The sequence below is a fragment of the Pseudomonas sp. NFR02 genome, from assembly GCF_900119375.1.
Lineage (GTDB): Bacteria > Pseudomonadota > Gammaproteobacteria > Pseudomonadales > Pseudomonadaceae > Aquipseudomonas > Aquipseudomonas paracarnis.
In genome coordinates this window covers 872,337-892,596 of sequence record NZ_FPJJ01000001.1, presented here as the reverse complement: position 1 = coordinate 892,596, position 20,260 = coordinate 872,337, and the positions used below count along the sequence as shown (strand labels likewise).

General features: G+C 53.9%; 27 protein-coding genes and 1 pseudogene. 14 read left to right on the top strand and 14 right to left on the bottom strand.

Features of this window, described 5'->3' with window-relative positions; genetic code table 11:
- Positions 1 to 64: 64 nt before the first annotated feature.
- The 8 genes from BT199_RS04295 to BT199_RS04260 form a co-directional block, all read right to left on the bottom strand.
- A complete protein-coding gene (locus tag BT199_RS04295) occupies positions 65 to 751 on the bottom strand; it encodes a hypothetical protein (protein ID WP_072433972.1) in 687 nt (228 codons plus the stop codon).
- Entirely contained in the window at positions 748 to 1,332 is a 585-nt protein-coding gene (locus BT199_RS04290) for a recombination protein NinG (RefSeq protein ID WP_072433971.1), read from the bottom strand. Before BT199_RS04290 ends, BT199_RS04295 begins: the two co-directional genes overlap by 4 nt.
- A complete protein-coding gene (locus tag BT199_RS27365) occupies positions 1,329 to 1,460 on the bottom strand; it encodes a hypothetical protein (protein WP_256575927.1) in 132 nt (43 codons plus the stop codon). Before BT199_RS27365 ends, BT199_RS04290 begins: the two co-directional genes overlap by 4 nt.
- 47 nt (positions 1,461 to 1,507) lie before the next feature.
- Positions 1,508 to 2,023, bottom strand: coding sequence for a hypothetical protein (locus BT199_RS04280; protein ID WP_072433969.1), 516 nt, complete (start codon positions 2,021 to 2,023; stop codon positions 1,508 to 1,510).
- A gap of 1 nt (position 2,024) precedes the next feature.
- Complete coding sequence (locus BT199_RS04275) at positions 2,025 to 2,831, bottom strand: ATP-binding protein (RefSeq protein WP_072433968.1); 807 nt, start codon at positions 2,829 to 2,831, stop codon at positions 2,025 to 2,027.
- Positions 2,821 to 3,666, bottom strand: coding sequence for a replication protein (locus BT199_RS04270; RefSeq protein ID WP_072433967.1), 846 nt, complete (start codon positions 3,664 to 3,666; stop codon positions 2,821 to 2,823). Before BT199_RS04270 ends, BT199_RS04275 begins: the two co-directional genes overlap by 11 nt.
- Before the next feature lie 65 nt (positions 3,667 to 3,731).
- Positions 3,732 to 4,349, bottom strand: coding sequence for a hypothetical protein (locus BT199_RS04265; RefSeq protein WP_072433966.1), 618 nt, complete (start codon positions 4,347 to 4,349; stop codon positions 3,732 to 3,734).
- A 50-nt stretch (positions 4,350 to 4,399) separates the two neighbouring features.
- On the bottom strand, positions 4,400 to 4,606 hold the full coding sequence (locus BT199_RS04260; RefSeq protein ID WP_072433965.1) for a Cro/CI family transcriptional regulator: 207 nt from the start codon (positions 4,604 to 4,606) through the stop codon (positions 4,400 to 4,402).
- 107 nt (positions 4,607 to 4,713) lie between these two features.
- Between BT199_RS04260 and BT199_RS04255 the strand changes: the two genes are divergently transcribed.
- Complete coding sequence (locus BT199_RS04255; protein WP_072433964.1) at positions 4,714 to 5,580, top strand: LexA family transcriptional regulator; 867 nt, start codon at positions 4,714 to 4,716, stop codon at positions 5,578 to 5,580.
- A gap of 160 nt (positions 5,581 to 5,740) precedes the next feature.
- Complete coding sequence (locus tag BT199_RS04250; protein ID WP_072433963.1) at positions 5,741 to 7,732, top strand: ATP-binding protein; 1,992 nt, start codon at positions 5,741 to 5,743, stop codon at positions 7,730 to 7,732.
- A 41-nt stretch (positions 7,733 to 7,773) separates the two neighbouring features.
- Here the strand turns inward: BT199_RS04250 and BT199_RS04245 are convergent, their stop codons facing one another.
- Positions 7,774 to 8,088, bottom strand: a complete 315-nt coding sequence (locus tag BT199_RS04245) for a DUF1654 domain-containing protein (protein WP_072433962.1) — start codon at positions 8,086 to 8,088, stop codon at positions 7,774 to 7,776.
- Between the two features lie 703 nt (positions 8,089 to 8,791).
- On the opposite strand from BT199_RS04245, the gene BT199_RS04235 reads away from it, so the two are divergent.
- The 5 genes from BT199_RS04235 to BT199_RS04220 all read left to right on the top strand — a co-directional run bounded on the left by BT199_RS04235 (position 8,792) and on the right by BT199_RS04220 (position 10,630).
- On the top strand, positions 8,792 to 9,058 hold the full coding sequence (locus BT199_RS04235) for a hypothetical protein (protein ID WP_072433960.1): 267 nt from the start codon (positions 8,792 to 8,794) through the stop codon (positions 9,056 to 9,058).
- A 449-nt stretch (positions 9,059 to 9,507) separates the two neighbouring features.
- Positions 9,508 to 9,651, top strand: coding sequence for a hypothetical protein (locus BT199_RS27180; protein ID WP_175556189.1), 144 nt, complete (start codon positions 9,508 to 9,510; stop codon positions 9,649 to 9,651).
- 168 nt (positions 9,652 to 9,819) lie between these two features.
- Positions 9,820 to 10,242 (top strand): hypothetical protein, encoded by a 423-nt coding sequence (locus BT199_RS04230; RefSeq protein WP_072433959.1) that lies wholly within the window; start codon positions 9,820 to 9,822, stop codon positions 10,240 to 10,242.
- Positions 10,239 to 10,430 (top strand): hypothetical protein, encoded by a 192-nt coding sequence (locus tag BT199_RS04225; protein WP_034136250.1) that lies wholly within the window; start codon positions 10,239 to 10,241, stop codon positions 10,428 to 10,430. The genes BT199_RS04230 and BT199_RS04225 overlap by 4 nt, the downstream gene beginning before the upstream one ends.
- The gene (locus BT199_RS04220; RefSeq protein ID WP_072433958.1) at positions 10,427 to 10,630 is read left to right on the top strand and encodes a hypothetical protein; all 204 of its coding nucleotides are present in this window, start codon (positions 10,427 to 10,429) and stop codon (positions 10,628 to 10,630) included. Before BT199_RS04225 ends, BT199_RS04220 begins: the two co-directional genes overlap by 4 nt.
- Here the strand turns inward: BT199_RS04220 and ykgO are convergent, their stop codons facing one another.
- Positions 10,631 to 10,786 (bottom strand): type B 50S ribosomal protein L36, encoded by a 156-nt coding sequence (ykgO, locus tag BT199_RS04215; RefSeq protein WP_019816741.1) that lies wholly within the window; start codon positions 10,784 to 10,786, stop codon positions 10,631 to 10,633.
- A 123-nt stretch (positions 10,787 to 10,909) separates the two neighbouring features.
- Here ykgO and BT199_RS04210 point away from each other — a divergent pair, with 123 nt between their 5' ends.
- The 4 genes from BT199_RS04210 to BT199_RS04200 all read left to right on the top strand — a co-directional run bounded on the left by BT199_RS04210 (position 10,910) and on the right by BT199_RS04200 (position 15,085).
- Positions 10,910 to 11,653 (top strand): hypothetical protein, encoded by a 744-nt coding sequence (locus BT199_RS04210; RefSeq protein WP_072433957.1) that lies wholly within the window; start codon positions 10,910 to 10,912, stop codon positions 11,651 to 11,653.
- Positions 11,650 to 12,213: a siphovirus Gp157 family protein gene (locus BT199_RS04205; protein WP_072433955.1), complete on the top strand. Its 564-nt coding sequence runs from the start codon at positions 11,650 to 11,652 to the stop codon at positions 12,211 to 12,213. The genes BT199_RS04210 and BT199_RS04205 overlap by 4 nt, the downstream gene beginning before the upstream one ends.
- A 129-nt stretch (positions 12,214 to 12,342) precedes the next feature.
- Positions 12,343 to 14,493 carry a hypothetical protein gene (locus BT199_RS26740; RefSeq protein WP_139271597.1) on the top strand — a complete coding sequence of 717 codons (2,151 nt, stop codon included), beginning with the start codon at positions 12,343 to 12,345 and terminating at the stop codon, positions 14,491 to 14,493.
- A gap of 277 nt (positions 14,494 to 14,770) precedes the next feature.
- Positions 14,771 to 15,085, top strand: coding sequence for a hypothetical protein (locus BT199_RS04200; RefSeq protein ID WP_072433953.1), 315 nt, complete (start codon positions 14,771 to 14,773; stop codon positions 15,083 to 15,085).
- A gap of 80 nt (positions 15,086 to 15,165) precedes the next feature.
- Here the strand turns inward: BT199_RS04200 and BT199_RS04195 are convergent, their stop codons facing one another.
- Entirely contained in the window at positions 15,166 to 15,966 is an 801-nt protein-coding gene (locus tag BT199_RS04195) for a DUF2971 domain-containing protein (protein ID WP_139271596.1), read from the bottom strand.
- Between the two features lie 103 nt (positions 15,967 to 16,069).
- Between BT199_RS04195 and yejK the strand changes: the two genes are divergently transcribed.
- Entirely contained in the window at positions 16,070 to 17,077 is a 1,008-nt protein-coding gene (gene yejK, locus BT199_RS04190; protein WP_072433949.1) for a nucleoid-associated protein YejK, read from the top strand.
- Between the two features lie 8 nt (positions 17,078 to 17,085).
- Here the strand turns inward: yejK and BT199_RS04185 are convergent, their stop codons facing one another.
- Positions 17,086 to 17,304, bottom strand: coding sequence for a hypothetical protein (locus tag BT199_RS04185; protein WP_072433947.1), 219 nt, complete (start codon positions 17,302 to 17,304; stop codon positions 17,086 to 17,088).
- Between the two features lie 82 nt (positions 17,305 to 17,386).
- Here BT199_RS04185 and BT199_RS04180 point away from each other — a divergent pair.
- Positions 17,387 to 18,607: pseudogene (locus BT199_RS04180) on the top strand (DNA cytosine methyltransferase).
- Here BT199_RS04180 and BT199_RS26735 read toward each other — a convergent pair.
- The gene (locus BT199_RS26735; RefSeq protein ID WP_139271595.1) at positions 18,598 to 19,053 is read right to left on the bottom strand and encodes a hypothetical protein; all 456 of its coding nucleotides are present in this window, start codon (positions 19,051 to 19,053) and stop codon (positions 18,598 to 18,600) included. The pseudogene BT199_RS04180 and the gene BT199_RS26735 sit on opposite strands and share 10 nt — an antisense overlap.
- Positions 19,054 to 19,134: 81 nt before the next feature.
- On the opposite strand from BT199_RS26735, the gene BT199_RS04175 reads away from it, so the two are divergent.
- Positions 19,135 to 19,524, top strand: a complete 390-nt coding sequence (locus BT199_RS04175; protein WP_083535066.1) for a DUF4406 domain-containing protein — start codon at positions 19,135 to 19,137, stop codon at positions 19,522 to 19,524.
- On the opposite strand, the gene BT199_RS04170 is transcribed toward BT199_RS04175, so the two are convergent.
- Entirely contained in the window at positions 19,506 to 20,084 is a 579-nt protein-coding gene (locus BT199_RS04170; RefSeq protein ID WP_072433945.1) for a hypothetical protein, read from the bottom strand. The genes BT199_RS04175 and BT199_RS04170 overlap by 19 nt on opposite strands.
- Positions 20,085 to 20,260: the final 176 nt, after the last annotated feature.

Below are 20,260 nucleotides of genomic sequence, written 5' to 3'. Positions count from 1 at the left end.
TGCGTTTCGCGTTACTTGTGCACTATGGGGAAAGTACATCAAAAACCCCAACATGACAACACCTTTATGCCGCTACTTCTTCTTTTTCTGCGTGAATAACCTGCCACACAGGCTGCTGCACACGAATATCCACTTCTTCAATGGCGTCTCGCAGGAAATTCCACGCTTCTTTCCAGTCTCGATCCCATACTTTGGGCTCTATGTGGACGCCGTAGAGCTTGAGCATGCCCTCGGCGATACGAGCGGGTCCCCACTGAGCACCGTCGTGAGCCTCCACCTTGTAGGACTGCAGGGCCATCGTCACAAGGCAATGCACCTTCGCCTCCTTGGCTTCGGTCAGGGTAGAAAAGTCCACGCAACTCCAGATCAGCTTCTCAGCGTTGAGCACGTGAGCGAGCGTCATGCATGGGTGATACAGGTAGTGCCCGAACTGTTGCTCCTGGAATGGCAGGGTGCCGATAGCGCGCAGGACTTTGCCGATGGTTGCCAGGTGTGCAGCGCGGGCCGTGGACTTGCCAGCGGATGTGCGCCGAGTCTCGCTGATGCTGATTCGCTGCCCAGGCACGGAGAAGCGCCCGGCCTCCTCCCCTTTCTCGCTGCCCATGGCTGGGAACTGGGCGTCACGCTTGCCGATGCGCCCACCCGTCTTCACTGGTGCCGACTCCGCCCTGTCAATGGCCACAGCGCTGATCGACGCGTTCGATTCGTGTTGTGCTTCGGTCCATACCTGCCTTGCGTTGATCAGTTTCATGCTGCCTGCCCCTTCTTGAGTTCTCTGGTCTTTGCCCGGTATTCGGCGGTCATCGCCTTCAGCTCTTCCACGGTGTACTTTTTGGCCTCATGAGGACCTTCCAGCCAGTCAACGGCCTCGGCGCCGATACGCTTCACCAGCTCAATGCGGTAATTCACGATGTTTCCGGAAAGCCTGGTATTGCACGGCGAACACTGGCGATGGCAGTTCATCGGCTCGAAGCGCAAGGCCGGATTGCTCCCAACGGTGCGGTAATGGCCAGCGTCATACTTACCCTGGTGGTGGCGGCCGCAGCTGACACACGGCAGTGCCGCGTCACGGGCACGCACCCAGGCGTTGAATGCTTGCTGCGTGTCCTTGAGGTGGTCCGCTCTGGTCTTCAGCTTCTCCTTGCGTACCTTGATCTCCCGGCGCTCGCGCTGTGCGAACGACTTTCGCTGCTTATCCTGTCGCTGGCGGATGGTCGCCACTGCACAGTCTGGCGAGCACCAGGTTTGAAACGGCTTCGCTGGGACGAATGAGGCCCTGCATGTAGCTACGCGGCATTTCTTCGACTTGGCCGGCTTCCGTTCGATGGTCATACAGCCTCCTTGGCTGTCTGCCGGTTGTTACCGAACAATGGCGCCTGACCCTGGGCCAGCTTCCAGTCGAACTTCTCTTTGCAGCCTGTAGCGCACTGGCGCTTGTTCAGGCTTGGCATGTTGCTCATAGGCTCGCCACAATTAGGGCAAGGCTTTCCGTATCCGTTGTCGTGACTCATGCAACCTCCTTGAATGCTTCAAACTCTGCCATTTCGGTCAGGCGCTCTTCCGTGAGCGTTGGCCAGTCCTGCAGCACCAGGTACGCGCAGCACTGGCGCCAAAAGTCTTGGAATGTCTCCTCCCCCATCGAGTCGTAGGAAAGGCTGCGGGGTGTCTTGCGGGTGAGCTGGCCCAGGCCGGGAATGTCGAACAGTTCCTCGTCGCAGTACACGCCCGACTCCAGTTGAAGGGCCTTGATTGCGTCGTGTGACTGCTTGCCAGAGAACCGGTCGATGTTCTGGCTTAGCACCCGGCCCAGGCCATGAACCAAACCATTGAACCGCGGGTTGCGCGGCTGCTTGAGGTCGGCACGGATCTTCGCGTTCATCTTAAATTCACGCTCGCGCAGGATCGACCGGTCGGCGTCGGAGGATGGCACGAACGCGGCCACCTCCTTGCCCGTGGCTGGATCGACCAGGCGGCGCAGCACCAGGTACACAGGCATTGGGCGAGGCTTTGCCGGCTTGGTCATGTCAGACCTCCTCCTTGCCGCGCTGCGATTCCCACTCGAACGGGATGACGATTACCCCGCCCTCCCGCAACCGATCAATGCAGCGCTCACCGAGTGCATCTGGCAGCGCCTTCGCATCAAGGTTGGAGACGATCACAGTCGGGCGCATTTGCTCGTACCGACCGTTGATGATTGCGAAAAGTGTGGTCAGCTCGAAGTCGCTGGGCTTTTCCTTGCTGACGCCGATCTCGTCCAAGATGAGCAGCGAGGGGCTGATCAGGCTCGACAGGATTTGGCTTTCGCTCTGGTCGCTGGAGTGGTCGTAGGTGGCACGAATTGACTGAAGGACGGCGCCGATGGTTCGGTACACCGCAGTTGCGCTGGACTTGGCCATGATCTCGTTGGCGATGGCGACAGACAGGTGTGTCTTGCCGGTACCGGGCTTGCCCAGCAGGAGCAGGCAGCGGCCCGATTCGGCGATCTGCGCGAACTCAGCGGCATACCGGCGGCAGGTGTTCAGCGCTTTTCGCTGCTCGGCGCTGGTAGCAACGTACCCGTCCAGGGTCTTGCTGGCGAAGCGTTTTGGGATCAGCGCGGCGCCGAGCTTTCGCTCCATGGCCATGCGTAGCTCCATCGCCTTGTTAGCCAGCTCAGCAGCTTCAGCCTTCTCGCGAATGATCCGGCTGCACTCAGGGCAACCACTTCTCAGCTCTTTGCCGAGTACTGGGAAGACCTTCTGTTCGTACTGGCCGTGGGTCTCGCACTCAGCGGGCTGGACGCGGGTGCCCGGCGGTAGTTCAGGCGCTGGAGAAATTGGCTCAGATCGCATAGGAACCATCCTCACGCTGGATCAGGCCATCGGTATAGTTGCGTTCAGCAAATCCGGTGTGGCGCGACTGAGGGGCCGGCACCGGTGCGGACTCCGCCAAACGCTTAATCACCCAAGACGCCTTGAAGCCCTGCCAGCCAGAATTGAGCGCTTCGGTAATTGCAACGTCTGCGGTGATACCAGCCTCGGCGCACTTGGCCAACTGGGCGTTCACGGTTGACCAGACGGTGGAGGTCACCGCTGCGCGCTTAGTCTTGCGCTGGGTCAGCCAGTCGGCCAGCAGTTGCTCCGGAACGCTGTGCGGGTTGTCGGCCAGCAACTGGGCCATGCCGAACGGAGCCTTGCGATCAGGCTTTGGAGGTTCGGCTGGCTCCTGGGGCGGATTAATCTCTTTCGTAGAAAGAGTTAATAGGGGTTCTTTCTTTGTATAAAGAAGGGAGTCGTCGGTTTTGGTCTGTTTCGCGGCTGAGCCGATTCGGACCACTTGAGCCGAATCAGGCGATATGGTCTGTTTCGGCTCTACGACGAAGATCCACTCTTTTGGGTCGCAAACGCCGATATCACCGCGTGCACCACCCTCTCGATACAGCACGCGACGGCGCAGCAGGCCGGAGATTGCCTTCGACACCGTGTCGGGGTGGATGTGGGTTGCCTTAGCGATATCGACCGCTGGGATGCGATGGGCACCCGTGCTGAAGTTCAAGGTGGCCTTTGCCACGTACAAAACGATCTTCATCTCGCGCGCCGACAAATCGATGGCCATCAAGCCATCCATCATCTGGTTGTCCATTCGGGTGAACCCCCGAGGGTTGTGTATCGGAACAATGTTTGGCATGATTTCTCTCGCTTACCGCTGTAGAAGAAGCCGACCTCGACCGTCGGCTTTTTTGTGCCTGTAATTCAGGCGATGGATTTCAAATTCGGCCGGGCGTCCTTCATCAACTGCTCAGCCTTGCGCCCCAGCTCCCCCGCCTTCGCTTCGACCTGACGGCACTGCTTGGCGAACGCGGGCAAGTGCGGCAGGTCTTGCTCGCACATCACCCGGTCGTCAAACACTTCGCTGCCGGTGTCGATCACATCGCCCAGCGCCCGGATCAGCGCGCCGAAGCTCTTGTTCGCGCATTGGTCGCTAGTCATCTGGCGGGCACCGGTGAGGCCATGGCGGCTCGCCAGTTCGTTCACACAGTGGTCGCGGAACTCAGGCTCAAGGGCGTTGACCCACGACTCTTCCAGCCAGGACGGCATTTCCTGATCGCCGGACAGCCAGCGCTGAACACGCTTGAGCCAGCGGCCGGTCGCCTTCACAAAGTCGGACACGTCGTTCTGAAAGGTAAGCGCGGTGAAGTCCGGCACCTCTTTGGCGATGGCCTTATCCGGGCACGACAGGTGCAGTTCGCGGCTCAACGCCTGAGCGAAGTCGTCCTGGCTCAAGCTGGTGCGCGCGATCTGATTTGCAGCGTGGGCGACCAGTACCTGATCACGGGTTTGTACGGTGTGTCTGGAACTGGACGTTTGCATAGGGGCTGCTCTCTTTTAATCTGGCTTCAATGGAACGGCGAATAGGGATGTCACGCGGCGGTCTTCTGGGGAGGGAGCTGGCACGGAAAGGGACGAATCTCTTCCGCAGTGAACTTCCCGTCTTCGTGTTCGATAACCAGGATCTCCCTGGCCGCTTTCAAGGCTTTCGAAATGGCTGGTGCGCTGACGCCAAGGCCCTTGGCGACAGCGGACTGACCAATTCGCTCAACCAGTTCTGGCAGTGGCGTCTTTTTCATGTCGTTGCCTCAGCAATCTTCGTCAACCCCAATATTAACCGCCGGTTAGCATTCTAGCAACACCGCCGGTTGACGCAATTAAGTTAACCAACGGTTAAATTTCACGGATGAGCAAAAAGAAAGAGTTATCACCAGAGCTGAAAGCTGAGTGCGACGCCGCTAAGGCGCTTTTCGTATCGAAAAGGAATGCGCTCGGTTTGACCCAGGCGAAGCTGGCTGAAGAGGCCGATATTTCCGCCGCTGCTGTGGCCATGTACCTGAATGGCACAAATCCGCTAAATCCGAAATTTGCGGCAGTGCTGTCCCGCCTTCTGGATGTGCCGGTCGAGAGGTTCAGCAAGCGCCTTGCTAATGAGATCAGCGGGTTGACCGGTACGGTTGAGCCCACTCTCGACGCTGGCATATCAGCGGCCGATATGGTGCGCAAAATGCTGGAAAAACAGGGTAAGGGGCTTTCGGATGACTCACGCCGTCGCCTATTGGCGGCAGTAGAGTCGGATGGTAGCGAAGGCTCGATCGAGATTGATTATTACCGGCCTGGGCAAGTGGGCGACGAAGTACGAATTGCTCACTACGACGTTCGCGCAGCCATGGGTGGCGGGCAGATCCCGCACGAATATCCGGAAATGCTCCAGGACATAAGGGTCAGTCCCAAGCATCTGCGCGACCTGGGCGTCACGTTCAAAGAGCACTTCCACCTCAAGATGATAACTGGGTGGGGCCAGTCGATGGCGCCGACGATCAAAGACCGCGACCCGTTGCTCGTCGACATTACGATCCGTGAGTTCACCGGGGACGGCATCTACCTCTTCTCCCACGACGAGATGCTGTACGTGAAGCGCTTGCAGAAGAAAGGCAAGGAGCGCTTCAAGATGATCTCTGACAATAAGCATCACGACATAGAAGAGATCCGCGTGGATGACACCCACATCTTGGCCAGGGTGCTTTACGTATGGAACGGACAACCGGTGTGACGCTATGTCCCTGACCAAGCCAAACCAAGATCTTAAGTGGTCAGCCGTAGCTGAGATCTACATTCGGGCGCGGAAGTTTCCGATGTGGAATGCTCATTGAATTTAACTGCTAAAATAACTGCGCTAAACGGGCGCTAAAACTGAGGATGATCAATTGACCATGGATTTTGTCGCCCGAGATTTTTCTGGATCTAACACCATCACGCACAGCGGCATCACTAAACATTTTAAGAATGTTGAGCCTTGGCAAGCGCTCGCTGAACTTGTTTGGAACGGTCTAGACGCCGGAGCAACAACCGTCCATATCGACATTGAAAGTACAGAAATAGGCGGCACTCTTGCTGTTACTATTTTAGACAATGGCATTGGCATTAACATTGATAAACCAGACGAAAATTTTCGCAGATTCAATGATTCATTAAAAAAGGACTCATTCGACTCTCATGGATCTCAAGGACGGGGTCGACTCGCATTTCACAAAGTATGTCATAGTGCGACATGGTTTACTCGCTTTGAGGGACACGATGCTCGGATTCTAGTGCTGAGCAGTAATCTAAGCGCAGTTGATGGTAGGACCATTCAGCGAGATGAGCAGCACGTTCTGCTTTCAAATTTTAAGTCTGGCACATGCGTTACTCTTACGAACTTTGAAAAAAACCTCCCTACAGACAGCTTTCTAATAAAAGAATTCAGCAAAGAATTTGGACCGCACCTTGTGCTGATGTCGGAAAAAACAATCACTATAAATGGCATTAAAATCCTACCCCAATCGCACACGAAAACCTCGCTAGCCATCAAAATAAATTCTGCGATATTTGATGTAGATCTTGTCCAATGGGATGAGAAGCCTGGCACGGAAAAGTCTTATCTTTACTTTATATCTAGCAAGTTAAAAACGATTTACAAGCAGTACAGCAGCCTGAACAAAAAAAGAGACTATTATACTTCCGTTTTTATCAAATCTTCTTTTCTTGAGCGGTATGTTAAAGAAGATGATAGCTTAAGCGAACCTTTTAGTTCTTTCTTGACATCCGAAGATTTCCGGCTGCTCATTAGGGACTTAAATGCGTTCTTAAGGCATTGCTATGCAGAGTTCCTTGTAGGTAAAGCACAAGAGCAAATTGACGCGTTTGAAAAAGCTGGTGACTTTCCAACTTATGAGGGCCTTAACCATAGTGAGTCCACATGGCGATTATCTCATGTTAAAGAGATCGTTAAAGCCGTACTAATCAGAGAGCCAAAATTATTCGTCGGCGGTAATAAAACCCAGCGCAGACTGATAATAAGATTATTAGACAGGCTGTCAGTTTCAAACGAAAATAGTGGCATATTCGATGTACTCGAAAGCGTACTTAATCTGGATGCCGCAGCCATGACCCAACTTGCAAGTCAGCTAAAGAAAACAAAGCTCGACAACATCATCCAAACGATTGAATTATTGCAGCATCGCGAGTCGGCAGTTGGCCAGGTCAAGGAAATCATGAACATCCACTACAAAGATGTTCTAGAGACTCCTGACTTACAAAAGGTTATTGAAAGCAACACTTGGCTATTTGGCCCTGCTTACGAAATTCTCGGAGCGGAAGAGGATACATTCACAAACACGGCGAAAAACCTTCGCTCTAAAATAAAAAATATCGGTGAAGTTACTATCGAGGATTTAGCCAGCGATGTAGAGATCGAAGGCGCGAATCGACAAGTAGATTTACTTTTAATTCGTAAAAAATTACAACTCGATGCAAGGGGCCGCAAATTTTTCAGATGTGTGATAGTCGAGATCAAACGACCTGGGGTTTCACTAAACAATAAACATCTGCAACAACTTGATGAGTACGCATCGATTTTAAGTCACTACCCTGAATTTAACAGCGACCTTACGAGATTTGAATTAATTTTAGTAGGGCGAAACATTTCTAAAGAAGCCTATTCTATCCACAGCAGGCTGAAAACTTCGCAGGTGTACGGTGAGCCTGGCCTTGTTACAAGTGACGACAAAATTAAGACCTATATTAAAACATGGCCAACCATTTTTGATGAGTTCGAAATCAGCAATGACTACCTACTAGACCGGCTGAAAACTCAGCGCGCCTCACTGTCATCTTCCTCGAAAGAAGAGCTTCTCGAAAGTCTTCAAAAAGAGACAGCACAATAGTAACGGCGAGCCCGTCGCCTCGGCGGGCTCATCTTCGAATGTCAGAAAGGTGCCACATCTTCCTCTGACTCAAGCTCGACCTCTCCCCTCCCCGCTACCGCGACCTCCTGCTGCTCCCACCTCACCGTTACGCTGCCATCGTCATTGAGCGTCAGCTCAAGCTCGTCCGTCTCGGCGATCACACCCAATACCTCTTCCCATTCCCGATCACCGTCCGCGTCTAGGCGATGGATATTCACCCAGCGCTGAAGCTGCGCGATTGGATGATTGATCATCTCTGAAACCCGCAGGCTTAACCTTTCCATGCCTGAAATCTCAGCTCTCGCCTGTCGCCTAGGCTGCTGCATCGCACTCATATTTCCCTCCCGAAATTACTGTTTATACATACAGTAACGAGAAAAGAATACATCAGCCGCAGGAAATTTAAATTAACCGCCGGTATTGACGTCAACAAAACCGGCGGTTAATGTTTGCTCATCGCAGCGACTTACGAGGGGCTGTGAAGGGCCTCACAGCCCGACGCTCTTTAGCGACACCCCTTGCCGGATCACCACCGGCCCAGATTCAAAGGCAGCGATGAACCGGCCTCAACGGTTCAGAGGGTTGGCAACTGACCCGGGCGTGCAGCGTAAAGCGCCAAGAACAGTTATCCAGCGGGAGAACAAGCCGAAAGGCCCGCGGCTGGAGTGACATTTGATTCAAGCCGGTGACCGACGCCAGTAGCGGGTCACGGCGAACAGATTTCCTCGATGACCTTGGCGACAGGGTCATCCGGAAAATCGGACGGAGTAGACGAAATGCCAACGAAGCGCGGAAGCGAAATTCAAATAGGTGACGTGATCTACCTAGGCCTGGGAGATCGCACTGGCAGGGTCGCCGACTTCAAGGCGCACCCAAGGCTTGCGGAGCTGCACCCAGGCTTGACGGCCAGGGTCGCGGTAACTGATCGAGGCTCAATCACCATCATCGACCAGGAGCCGATCAGGGTGCCGGAGTGAAGCTTTCACTGGCAGGCCTTCGCAAGAAGGCCTGACGGGAAATCAACCCGGAGACAGCAGCATGCAAATCAATCAGCAGAAAACGGTGCAGGTGGATGTGACTGAGCTGCACCTGCACATCAAGGTCCGCGACGGGTTCGCTGCTGGCCTGAAAGACGCCCAGGGCGAAGAGGTCGGCAGCTATGAAGGCTATGTGCCGGACTTCTTCCCTGGTGAGCATTACGGCGACTACCTGATCCTGAACATTGACCTGGGGACAGGCCAGATCAAGAACTGGAAAAAGCCGGCCGCCGCCGACATCGAAAAGATGATCGAAGCGGAAGACTGAACAACCAGCGACACGACAGCCTGTCGTTAACTGCCCGGTCCTCTCTATGAGAGCGCATCGGAAGTCACACGGTACCGCGAAAGCGCCAGCCGGCATTCGGGAGAAAGGGTTTGATTCAGCTTGCAGAGTGATCATCCGCGCGAGTAAGGCATGACCCCGGCTATGTGTGACTTCCGATGCGGACGAAACTGCGGCCTATAACCGCCCACCTGCATCACCGCAACACGCAGATGAATGCCCGGGCTGACGGGCAAGTGTAAGACCTGAGGGATCGCGGGAATCGTGGCCGGTAGAGTGAGTAAGCGCCCAGATGGCCACGGCGAGTCCAAGAATAAGCGGCTGAAACCTTCGCCCCGGTGAAACTCCGGTGTCACTAAGGCCGCTAATAGTCGTGCCGGGATCAGCTCCGGTCATCTGCATCACCCAACCCAACCCAACCGGAGATCACCATGCTCCTACTGTTCCTGATCGGCGCAGCGCTCAGCCATGCGCGGCCAGAACCGCCACCTGATGACGGCCTGCCAACCGGTCCCTTGCGCTTCCATCGTGAGCGTTGGCGTTCTCGACCGGGGCTCTCGGCGTTCTGGCGCTGACGGTCCCGCCCAAAAATCAACTACTGCATCCGAGAGGCCAGCGTCCAACTGGCCTTTCTTTATCCCGCCTCTACCCGTCAGCACTCCTCCCCCGCGCCCATCGGCAACCAGCGGGAGGCATGAGTGTTGACGAATACAGGTGAACAACCCGCCACTTTGGAGGCGACCATGTCAGCACTACGCAAGACTCAGTTTGAGCACGACGAACAACTACCGCCTCCGGTGAGCGAAGCCGCTCAGCAATTGGCTCGCAGCGAATGGCTGTACAACGCAGCCGAAGAGCTGGCCAGAGGTGGCAGCGTGATGTTCAAGCGCCACTTGCACCCCCAGCAAGGCGTCACGGCCTACCAGTTCGCACTGGCTGTCGATGAGTACGCCAACAACCGACTTGCCGACTGCGGCGTCGACGCTCCAGCCCTGGGCTACTTACTGATCGCTGGGATGGCGGGCTCAAGGGTGAAGTCGGAAGCATTGGAGCTGCTCGGCCAGAGTGACCACCAACTTGGGAAGCTCGGCGAGATTGCCGAACGCCTACTCAAACCTCTGGCTGATGACGCTCTGATCGCCCAGGCCGAGGACAACGAACTGTGAGCCCATACGTTGAGATCGATAAAGCGCTTTTCGCTCTTGAAGATCCAGACAAGCCAGCGCTCGACGAGATCCTAGCCGAGGGTTTGATCGTCCGACACTTTACTTCGGGCGCCATCAACGCAGAAGAATTCCACTGGTATAGCGCCCGTCTACTGGATGTCAGCCGGCGGCGTAAGGAGATTCAATGAGTACTGCACCGGTTAAATCCCTGATCGACGAGCAACTCGAAGACATCAGCGCTCACAACCTTCGTGAGGCCTACAGCCTTGCCGAGCGGCGCGGCTTCTTCGGCGCACCGGTTGAGCAATTCGCAGAACCTGGCTACGGCGGTCGAGTGCTTCAGGTCCTGCGCTACCGGGTTCAGCAGCAGGATCAGCAACCGAGCTGATCAGCCTTTGCCCTTGTTCTTGTTTTTCGCACTGCCCTGCCGCGCTTTGAATTTTGGATTGGATTTACAGATCACGTAGATCCGTCCACGGCGCATTACGATCTGGCAGTCACGGTGACGGTTTTTCGCTTCTTTGAGTGAGGACAGCACTTTCATAGGTGAGGCTCCTTGCAACAAGTTGAAATGTTATTACGTATCTTAAATATGAATAAGAACGTTTATCAACCTTTATTTCCCTCCCCCTTTTCACCGCTGCGATCGTCGCGGCAAGGATCTCTCATGACCACAAACACGCGAATTTGGGACCAAGTCGATACCACTGACCCAAGCGCAACAAAGAACTTCACCGGCATGGGCGGCTTTAAAGGCACCGCCATCAAACCTACCTACCTGATGCATAAGGCCACCGAAGTGTTCGGCCCTTGCGGTGAGGGCTGGGGCTGGACGGTGCTTGAGGATCGCTACGACGAAGGCGCCCCGCTCCAGGCTCCTACCAAGGAGTGGCCAGATGCTCCGCGCATCAACGCCAAGCTGCACACGCTGAAAGTGGAGCTGTGGTACCTGGGCAAAGATGGGCAGAAGTGCACCATCGTGCAGTACGGCCACACGCCGTTTGTTTACCTGCAGAGCGGAAAAATCGTGACCGACTGGGAGGTGTCCAAGAAGTCGCTCACTGACGCTATTGGCAAGTGTATGCAACCACTCGGCTTCGCCGCAGACATTCACATGGGCTTATTCGACGATCCAACCTACGTCGACACCATCGCCGAGGAGTTCAAGCTTGAAAAGGCGGAGGACAAAGACGCCGAAATGCTTCGCCAAAAACAGGAGCGTGTCGAGTGGCTTGCTTCCGCGGTCGAGACCATCGGCAAGGCCGTCACTACACACGAACTCAAGCTTCTGAACGTGAAGTACATCCGTGAAGCCACCCGCCGCAATGAGCCTACCTTCATTGCACGCATCACTCGCGCATTCGAAGAGCGCAAAGTTGACCTTGAAAAAGGTACGGAGGCAGCAGCATGACTCAGCTCTACGCACTCACCGGTAAGCTCGCCGAACTCCAGGCCATGGCCAACACCGATGACGAGGGCCTGAAAGAGGCCTTGCAATACGCCATGGACGAGATTCAAGGCGACTTCGAGGTAAAGGCCGACAACATCGTCATGCTGCGCCGCAACATCGAGAGCGACGTGACCGCCATCGACAACGAAATTGAGCGCCTGGCCGAACTCAAACGGATCAAGTCCAACAGCGTGTCGCAGATCAGCGACTACCTGCGCCGCAACATGGAAGCCGCCAACATTAAGTCGATCAAGCGGCCGCTGTTCACCATCACCTTGGCCATGGGTAGTGAGCGGGTGATCGTTGATAACGAAGATGCCGTTCCAGACGAATTGACCTCTGTGAAATCAAGTATCACCCCAGACAAAAAGGCCATCGCCGCCAAGCTCAAGGAAATCCGCGATCACAACGAGGCTGTGCGCAAGCGGATGGCCGCAGGTGAAGACGCCGAATACGAACTTCTACCCGAACCAGTTTGGGCTCACTTGGAGCGCGGCGACAGTTCGATCCGCATCAAGTGAGGTCAGCATGATCAGCAACCACCTCCAGCTGGTCGGATAGTAAGAATAAGATTAGTTTCATAGCTACGCACCTAGCCAACCGAATCTTCGCCACAGGGCGATTTTTACCACTAAGAAGGACTTATAAATATGGAAGTAATTGTAGGTAAAGATACAGCGTTCGGAACGAGCGGTTACGCCCGACAATTCGTTTCGATTAAAGATATCTTCGATGTCAGCGGTGAGGCTCCGGGAGAACAAGCACTACTTAGCTCATATCACGCTGATCGCCGCATTGGTGGAGGCACATTGGTATGGGCCTCCGAAGTATTGAAAACCAGCCACGATGGATTTCGAGTTTTCAGTCCCACTGTAGCCAGCACATCACTTTCAACCTCTCAGTCGTCCATTCTCGACTACATGACAGGGTCCGGCGAAACCGATCCACAGGGTTCGGGTTGCTGGCTTCGGCTGCTCGAAGGTGCGGTTGAAATGGAATATGGAGGTGTCACAGAGGGCACCGAGTGCGGCCTGCTCGTCCAGAGGATAATTGATGCATGCGTACCATCAGGAATATCGGTACATTGTAATATTTCCTTAACCGTAGGCTCGCCACTAACAATTCCTGCATACAGGACTAACCCACCCGCATCCCTCGACTTTAATCGATCTCGAGTTCACATCCGGCACCTTATATGTATTCAAACATCGGGGGCCGCTGTATCTGTTGGTAGCTGTACAGCACGACTCACCATTGACTGGATGCAGGGCCCGGGCTTTAGTGGCAATCCATTGGTAGGCATAAAAATCTCGGGGCCGGGCGGAAACACTATTGATGTAGGGCAAATTGGAGGTTTTCAAAATAACGTCGAATTTAACAATTCCTACTCAAACGTCGTGAACATGGGATGGTGTGATAATGCCATTAGAGGCATTGCATTCATCAGCAGCAACGCAAACAAAGTAAACGGCGGGCACATTGGCGGGCGATATAGCGATGGAACTACGCTAATTGATCCAACCACTTGTGAGGTCGGAGTTTACGTTGACCCAACAAGTGCGAACAACATGATTTATTCAACTATTGAATACTGCCGACGCTCCGAGATCTCGGTAGGACTGCGTGACAGCGGTTTTGCAACTGTCTATAGAGGTTACATTGAGTCATGCACTGGCTGGAATATTTATGCTGATGGGAAGGATGCCGAAATCGAAGTCCTTGCAGGAGGCACCACAACTAGAGCAGATGGAGCGGGATTTTACGCAGGCCCCGGCAATACAATTAACCTCGCTACACAGGTAGATTACTACAACGAGCTACCTAGAGGGGACAATACTAGCCTCACCTTTCTATCACTACAGGCGATAGCCTCCGCTGGCACTGGCAAAGTCAACGGAAAAAGTGGGATGGAAACTATCACGCGTAACTATAACTCAGCTAAAAACCTTCTTCTAGACAGCAGTAATTTCCTTTCCGACAGCTGGAACAAAGGAGGCACGTCCGGTGCAAGTTGGTCGGGAATAGCGACATTATCTGATTCAGCGATGCCTGATTCGGGATATGAAAACTCAACTCAGATTATCTTCCCAGCATTGCCTTCTGAAAGTGCGATTTATCGGGCGTCCCAGGGGCCAATAAATATGATTAATGGACCGGTCAGCTTCGGATGTTTCGTATTATGCGCGTCGGGCGATATCGAAATAATGCTTCGCGTTGTAAACAGTACGGGTAGCGTGCAGCATCGACATGTTACTAGGCTGAAAGCATCTGCGAATTTTCAAAAAATCGGCAGCGAATTGACCTACTCTGGCGCGACAGATTCAAATTCAACTTTTGAAATTACTTTTCGAAGTTCCATTGGGGCGACGATCTATGTGACTAATTGCTACTTTCAGAACCGCGTCGGTGTAAAATTCCCACCTGCCAATGGCAATACTCTAAAAGATGTTCTATCAGGAGAGGATGTCGGTGGAAATACGTTTCATAACGGAGCGACGATTAATGGGATCTTCCGAACAAACTATCGAGTTACTTCCAAATCCATAACATTGGACCAAAATAGGATGCAGTACTCTATGGAGGTGCTTACAGGTGAAGGATACAACGTGCTCCTTGAACCTGGTCGTGATGGTCAAGAAATCACCTTTAAAAGGGACTCATCAGCCGGCACAGTCGGAGTAATCCCTCTGGGAGCAACAATAGAAGGCTCGCTAGACCCTATTCCACTTTCTACAGCCTGGCAAACCTTGCGCTTAAAGTACATTCAAACTCCAGCTTTTACAGGCTGGATTAGAGTTTAGCAGAACCAAATACCTCGAAATATCGAGGCATTTTTTAATAACACCGTAATATTTCTATTTGCACTTTCGCGGAAGCCGCAACAGTAGTTAGCGGTAAGCGGATAGCCGATCTTAACTTGGTTAACCGTCCTCAAAAACTGTAGAGCCTAGGCAAAACCAGCTCAGTATCAAAAGCATATTAAGGGGCACTGCTTCATGCGCCGCATAGCCCGCATCCAGCAACGCAAACGTCAAACCTGGCTCGCACCGCCGGCCAGCGGAATAGAAGAGGCAGGCCATGGCCAAGACTGTGCAGGAACGATCGGCCAAGGCTGCGCAGAAGCGGCTGGCGGTCGCGGAGAAGGAATTGCGGCACAAGGTCAGGCCGGGTATCGAGCAAGCCATGGAGCGTATCCGGCTGCGCGGCCAAGTTCCGATCATCAGCGAAGTCCTGCAGATCGCCATCATGAAGATGGACTTGATGCCAGACGACGAGTTGATCACCTTCTTGAGTTATCCGCGCCACGAAATCGTGATTAGCGAAAACGTGGCGCGGGAAATCTATACCAAAGGCCAGCTGCAATCAATGATGCTTGACGTCAGGGATTCCTAAGAATGAATTTCGCTTGTACGCTGCTATTTTAGGCTGCGTGCGTTTAGAAATCCAAAAGCGAACAATACTCACAAAACGGTTTATGCGACACGATACGGTGTCTCTGATTTTTCAACACGAATCCCTTGTTGAAGAGATTTAACCCTGCCTATTTGAGCTACAAACTCACTCATAGACTGGAACGCCATTTCTTGATACTTCATAGGCCCTACTTGAATAGAGGTGATGCACTCCAAAGGCATTTCTACCTCAATATAGGGAACCAACATGTCCCCTCTCGCGCGATATTTAGTATCACGGGCTTCGGGCGCACGGTCGTCGAGAAGCAACCTCCACTCTTTTTCTTCTTTGAACCCTGGATGCTTAAATATCGCAACCATCTTGATTAGGTCCATATATCCTTCAGTTCCACGTAACTCCACACGCCCAGCAAAATCGCGTATATCTCTACCGACACTGCGCAGGGCATCCACAATCGGAGCAAAGGTTACCTCGCGAGCTTTATCCAAGCCGTAGCGGCAACGAGTCAAATGCTGCCCCCATTTTTCAGTATCAATTTCAATAGCGTAAGCGCCGTAGGCTCTCCATTGACTCAAGAGGTCACCTTCTTCGCTGAACGATAGGGAATAGCTAGGATGGCCGTTAAATTCCGCGTCAATTAGTGAAGATAATTTTTGCAACACGTGCTCATGCGCTTGCTCCGCGTAATCCACACTTAGCCTGTGTTTTGCTCTTCCCTCTCTGATATCCGTCTGAACCAAATCTGCTCCATACCGAAGCTCTTGAGAGTCGTTCAGATAGCGCATATCGGTGAGGCGCATCTTGTTGTACATGAGAATTGATTGGACCGCCGCTGCGTCCGTGTAGTGGTAGAGCTTCACTTGCAATCCTACTTTCGAATTTGTGTAGCTGTAATCAAACAACATCCACATCCAAATTGCCACCACCGGTCACGGAGGGCGGCGCTTACCTGAGGTAAAAGAAATGCCTGTACGCCATAGCGTCATCCACAAGATCGACAAGAAGCCTGACGGCAGCCCGGCGGCTGTTTACCTGGCTTCCACTGAGCAGATTGAAAGCGGCGCCCGCGACGATCTGATGAGCCAGCTCAACGAAAGCTACAACACCACCGCCGGAAAGGGCTGGGGTTTCTTCCATCAAGAATCAGGCGCCCACCCCTTCAGCGGCTGGCTCGGCAAGTATCTGGCCGGCGACACCGACTTCCTGTCGTTCAGCACCACGTCCGTCGAACACCTGACCAAGCTGATGGAAGAGTCGAACCTCACCACAGGTGGTCATGCCCTCTTCTGTCACTACCAGCAAGGCCTGACCGATTACCTGGTCATCGCCCTGGTGCAGGAAACCGAAGCGGTGACTATGACCGAAGAGCTCACACTGATGACGGTGAAGCGCCTGGACCTGGACCACATCCGCCTGGCTGCGCGCATCAACATTAGCGAATGGAAGAGCAACCCGCAGTCGAAACAGTACATCTCCTATATCAAGGGCAAGCAGGGTCGCAAGATCAACGATTACTTCCGCGACTTCATCGGCTGCCAGGAGGGCATCGACGGTCCGAGCGAAACACGCACCCTGCTGAAGGCGTTCAGCGACTTTGTTGAAAGCGAGGATTTGCCAGAAGAGTCAGCCCGCGAGAAGACGCACACGCTGGTCAGCTACTCAATGGCCCAGGCCAAGCTGGGCGAGCCGATCACCCTCGACGAGCTGTCGAGCCTGATCGACGAAGACCGGCCGAAGAACTTCTACGACTTCATCAGGGCGAAGGACTACGGGATTTCCGAGTCCCTGCCGCCAGACAAGAAGACGCTTAACAAATTCCGGCGCTTCACCGGTCGCGCTGAGGGCCTGTCGATCAGCTTCGAGGCGCACCTGCTGGGCGACAAAATCGAATTCGACGAAGCCGGCGGCACGCTGACGCTACGCGGCCTTCCAACTCAACTTACCGAACAGCTCAAGCGCGCCTCGTCCTGAGACATTGCTTACCGCTGAGATTTCACTAGCTGGTCAATAAGGCCCCAGGCTTGCTCGCGCGCGTTCTGCCTGGCCTTATCCAGCGAGGCAAACAGTTGGTCGCCAGGTCGGATTGGCGGCAGGCCTGGAATTCTGAGCTGATAAGTGAACCCGTTCGTGTGGTGTCGCACCTCAATGTCGAACTGATGGCCTTGGCTTTCATCACTGAATGTTTCAACGCTTGGCATATCCGCTCCTTGATCCGGCTCCATGCCGGTCACCCGTAATACCCCATATCACTGAACAGCGCCAGCCGGCGAGGATAACGCCATGCCTGAAATCACCTATGGCTCTGTGTGCAGCGGCATCGAGGCCGCGACACAAGCGTGGCACCCGCTGGGCATGAAGGCCGCCTGGTTCGCCGAGATAGAGCCGTTCCCCTCGGCGGTCCTGGCCCACCACTACTCCGACGTGCCGAACCACGGCGACATGACCAAGCTGGCCGCCCTGGTGCTAGCAGGCAAGATCCCGGCGCCGGACGCGCTGGTCGGCGGAACCCCCTGTCAGGACTTCAGCGTTGCCGGTATGCGAGCGGGTCTCGGTGGTGAGCGAGGGCAACTAACAATCAAACTCGTGGAGTTAGCAGATGCAATTGACCATGTTCGAACCGCAAGAGGATAGCCTGAGTGCATCCTTACCTGGGAGAACGTCCCCGGCGTCCTTAGCGACAAAGGGAACGCCTTCGGATGCTTTCTTGGCGCGCTTGCTGGGGAAGACTGCGAGCTGCAGCCTTCAGGGAAAAAATGGCAGGACGCTGGTTGTGTGTATGGACCCAAAAGAACAATCGCGTGGCGGGTCCTGGACGCCCAATATTTCGGCCTGGCCCAACGACGCCGTCGTGTGTTCGTTGTCGCAAGTGCTCGAGACGAGTTCGATCCCACCGAGGTACTTTTTGAGCGAGAAGGCGTGCGCAGGGATACTGCGCCGCGCCGAGGTGAGGGGCAAGATGTTACCGGAACAGCTCCTTTCGGCCCTGCGCTCCAGTGTGGATGTGGATATGTCTACGCCGAATCCTTAGGGCAGTACGGTTGCCCGAACTGCGAAGGCGATGAAGGGCCGGCGGTCGATATGGTCGGGGGCATCCCTGCATTTGGCGGGCATAGCCTGGGCGGATCTATAGAGCGAGCCGCTACGCTCACCGCCAAGGACAGCCGGCTTGATATTGAAACCGAAACATTCCTGGTGCACGGTATCGATGTTCGCAACGTCGCGCTGACTGGTGAACTCACTCACACCATTCAAGCGGGTGCTCACGCACCAGACCCGGGCGGCACTCCACATATCCTCTCAAATTCCAGTATTCGGCGCTCCACTCCACGCGAGTGCGAACGGCTCCAGGGCATGGCCGACGACTACACTCTGATCCCCTGGCGCGGAAAGCCTGCAAGCGAATGCCCGGACGGGCCCCGCTACAAGGCGATCGGCAACAGCAAGGCCGTCACCGTGGTTCGCTGGATAGGCAGGCGCCTTCTGAGGCAGCTTCACTCATAATCATCTTTCATGTTGCGGATGATGGGATGTGCATCACTTCGCCTGTAGACCCGCAGCTTCAACCCGCTGGAGCAAGTAATCACCGAGTATTTTTCAGCGGGTGGCTGTTTCTCAGCGATAACTTCTGAGCAGTCCCAGCCGTAGGTATTTAAAGCATGCCAAGCGAGATCAGCCTTGCTGAGATTCCGACTGCTATGGGCATTGGAAAGGTCGTAACTAAACTTTGAATCTTCTGCCTTTGTAGCCTCAACTGCCTGGCTTACTGGAGCGGGTGCAGGTGCAGCCTTGGTCTCGGCAGCTACATAGCTCGGGTTACTAGCTGGGTTCGGGTTGTTTTTGCTATCGAGCCCCCCCTTTCCAACGAGTAGTGCCAATCCAGCAGCCAAAATAATCCCTACCGTTCTTCTCTCCATCACTGCGGATCTCGCCCTAAAGATTGTGATCATCTCAGCTCGCGCTGCTGCCAGTCCATAGCTTGAAAACTGAACTCACTCCACCGCCCGGGCATGGCCCGGCAAGGACTCCCCGTGAAACGAATTTATCTCAGCGGGCCCATGAGCGGCTTGCCCGGCCTGAACTTCCCCACCTTCCACAGCATGACCGCCAGCCTGCGCGCCATCGGCCACACAGTCACCAACCCCGCCGAGATCAACCCGGAAGGCGGAACGTGGACCGACTGTATGCGCCGCGACATTACCGCCCTGATGGACTGCGACACCGTGGCCACCATGCCCGGCTGGGAGAATTCAAAGGGCGCAAAGCTGGAAGTGCTGATCGCCGAGAAGCTCGGCATGACCGTTGTGGATGCCCATGATCTGGTAACGAGGGAAATTATGAGTGATATTCAAAATCAGCTAGAAGAACCAAAAGCGTCCTTGCTGACAGCTTGGTCCTGGACTCAGCGACGAAACATGTGAGCATCACGAATTTCGGCAAACTGGACCATCAGCAAATCGTTCATGTGATCGGTTTTCGTTCTTATCGTATGCTCAACTTTATTAACATCAATACAAGTAAGCTCATAGGACGTTATCCTTTTTTCGTAAAATTCTATTTCCCCGGCAAATACCAACCACCCGTGCAAAGGCACACCGTGTTGCACGGGAGAGTCTTTTTTGTAGATAAGCTTTTTTGAAAACTCAGGAACCTCAACGGGGTCCCCTTCAATAGTTGTAAATGTAAAGGATGGTGCATTTTCAATACCATAAACCCGTTCAACTCCAACCCATACGCCTTCAATTTCGACTCTCAACCGATAATCTAGTATATGCATCGAATTTTTACGTAAGTTGTGTATGTATGGGTACGTGACGAATGTTGTGGCAATCCCTCCGCCTAAATCGGCCCTACCTCTAAAGACATTAATTATTTGCCCAGCAATTTTTGGCTTATTCGAGAGATGGTCTAAAAAAACTTTAAACCAGCCGGAAAACCCAAAAACCAACGCAAGCCACGGTAAAATTTTCGAAAGATCCACAGATGCCTTCCTTTCAAATCTGTTTTTGTAAGCTGGTCACGTTACAGCAACGGTTATCGGCTGTCCCTCCCCTTCAAAGTCAGCCGCTATAGCGGCAAGGACACCTCATCACGGGTACGGGCAAAAGTCTCCAAGGCTATCCCTGGCAATTTTTACTGCGTACTCAAGTAGTTCTA

Coding starts and splice junctions, on each gene's coding strand:
- BT199_RS04210 (WP_072433957.1), top strand. CDS start 10,910: ATGACCACAAACACGCGAATTTGGGACCAAGTCGATACCACTGACCCA.
- BT199_RS27180 (WP_175556189.1), top strand. CDS start 9,508: ATGCTCCTACTGTTCCTGATCGGCGCAGCGCTCAGCCATGCGCGGCCA.
- BT199_RS04275 (WP_072433968.1), bottom strand. CDS start 2,831: ATGCGATCTGAGCCAATTTCTCCAGCGCCTGAACTACCGCCGGGCACC.
- BT199_RS04260 (WP_072433965.1), bottom strand. CDS start 4,606: ATGAAAAAGACGCCACTGCCAGAACTGGTTGAGCGAATTGGTCAGTCC.
- BT199_RS04250 (WP_072433963.1), top strand. CDS start 5,741: ATGGATTTTGTCGCCCGAGATTTTTCTGGATCTAACACCATCACGCAC.
- BT199_RS04245 (WP_072433962.1), bottom strand. CDS start 8,088: ATGAGTGCGATGCAGCAGCCTAGGCGACAGGCGAGAGCTGAGATTTCA.
- BT199_RS26735 (WP_139271595.1), bottom strand. CDS start 19,053: ATGATCACAATCTTTAGGGCGAGATCCGCAGTGATGGAGAGAAGAACG.
- BT199_RS04185 (WP_072433947.1), bottom strand. CDS start 17,304: ATGCCAAGCGTTGAAACATTCAGTGATGAAAGCCAAGGCCATCAGTTC.
- BT199_RS04220 (WP_072433958.1), top strand. CDS start 10,427: ATGAGTACTGCACCGGTTAAATCCCTGATCGACGAGCAACTCGAAGAC.
- BT199_RS04280 (WP_072433969.1), bottom strand. CDS start 2,023: ATGACCAAGCCGGCAAAGCCTCGCCCAATGCCTGTGTACCTGGTGCTG.
- BT199_RS04270 (WP_072433967.1), bottom strand. CDS start 3,666: ATGCCAAACATTGTTCCGATACACAACCCTCGGGGGTTCACCCGAATG.
- BT199_RS27365 (WP_256575927.1), bottom strand. CDS start 1,460: ATGAGCAACATGCCAAGCCTGAACAAGCGCCAGTGCGCTACAGGCTGC.
- BT199_RS04200 (WP_072433953.1), top strand. CDS start 14,771: ATGGCCAAGACTGTGCAGGAACGATCGGCCAAGGCTGCGCAGAAGCGG.
- BT199_RS04205 (WP_072433955.1), top strand. CDS start 11,650: ATGACTCAGCTCTACGCACTCACCGGTAAGCTCGCCGAACTCCAGGCC.
- BT199_RS04255 (WP_072433964.1), top strand. CDS start 4,714: ATGAGCAAAAAGAAAGAGTTATCACCAGAGCTGAAAGCTGAGTGCGAC.
- ykgO (WP_019816741.1), bottom strand. CDS start 10,786: ATGAAAGTGCTGTCCTCACTCAAAGAAGCGAAAAACCGTCACCGTGAC.
- BT199_RS04230 (WP_072433959.1), top strand. CDS start 9,820: ATGTCAGCACTACGCAAGACTCAGTTTGAGCACGACGAACAACTACCG.
- BT199_RS26740 (WP_139271597.1), top strand. CDS start 12,343: ATGGAAGTAATTGTAGGTAAAGATACAGCGTTCGGAACGAGCGGTTAC.
- BT199_RS04295 (WP_072433972.1), bottom strand. CDS start 751: ATGAAACTGATCAACGCAAGGCAGGTATGGACCGAAGCACAACACGAA.
- BT199_RS04235 (WP_072433960.1), top strand. CDS start 8,792: ATGCAAATCAATCAGCAGAAAACGGTGCAGGTGGATGTGACTGAGCTG.
- BT199_RS04290 (WP_072433971.1), bottom strand. CDS start 1,332: ATGACCATCGAACGGAAGCCGGCCAAGTCGAAGAAATGCCGCGTAGCT.
- BT199_RS04265 (WP_072433966.1), bottom strand. CDS start 4,349: ATGCAAACGTCCAGTTCCAGACACACCGTACAAACCCGTGATCAGGTA.
- yejK (WP_072433949.1), top strand. CDS start 16,070: ATGCCTGTACGCCATAGCGTCATCCACAAGATCGACAAGAAGCCTGAC.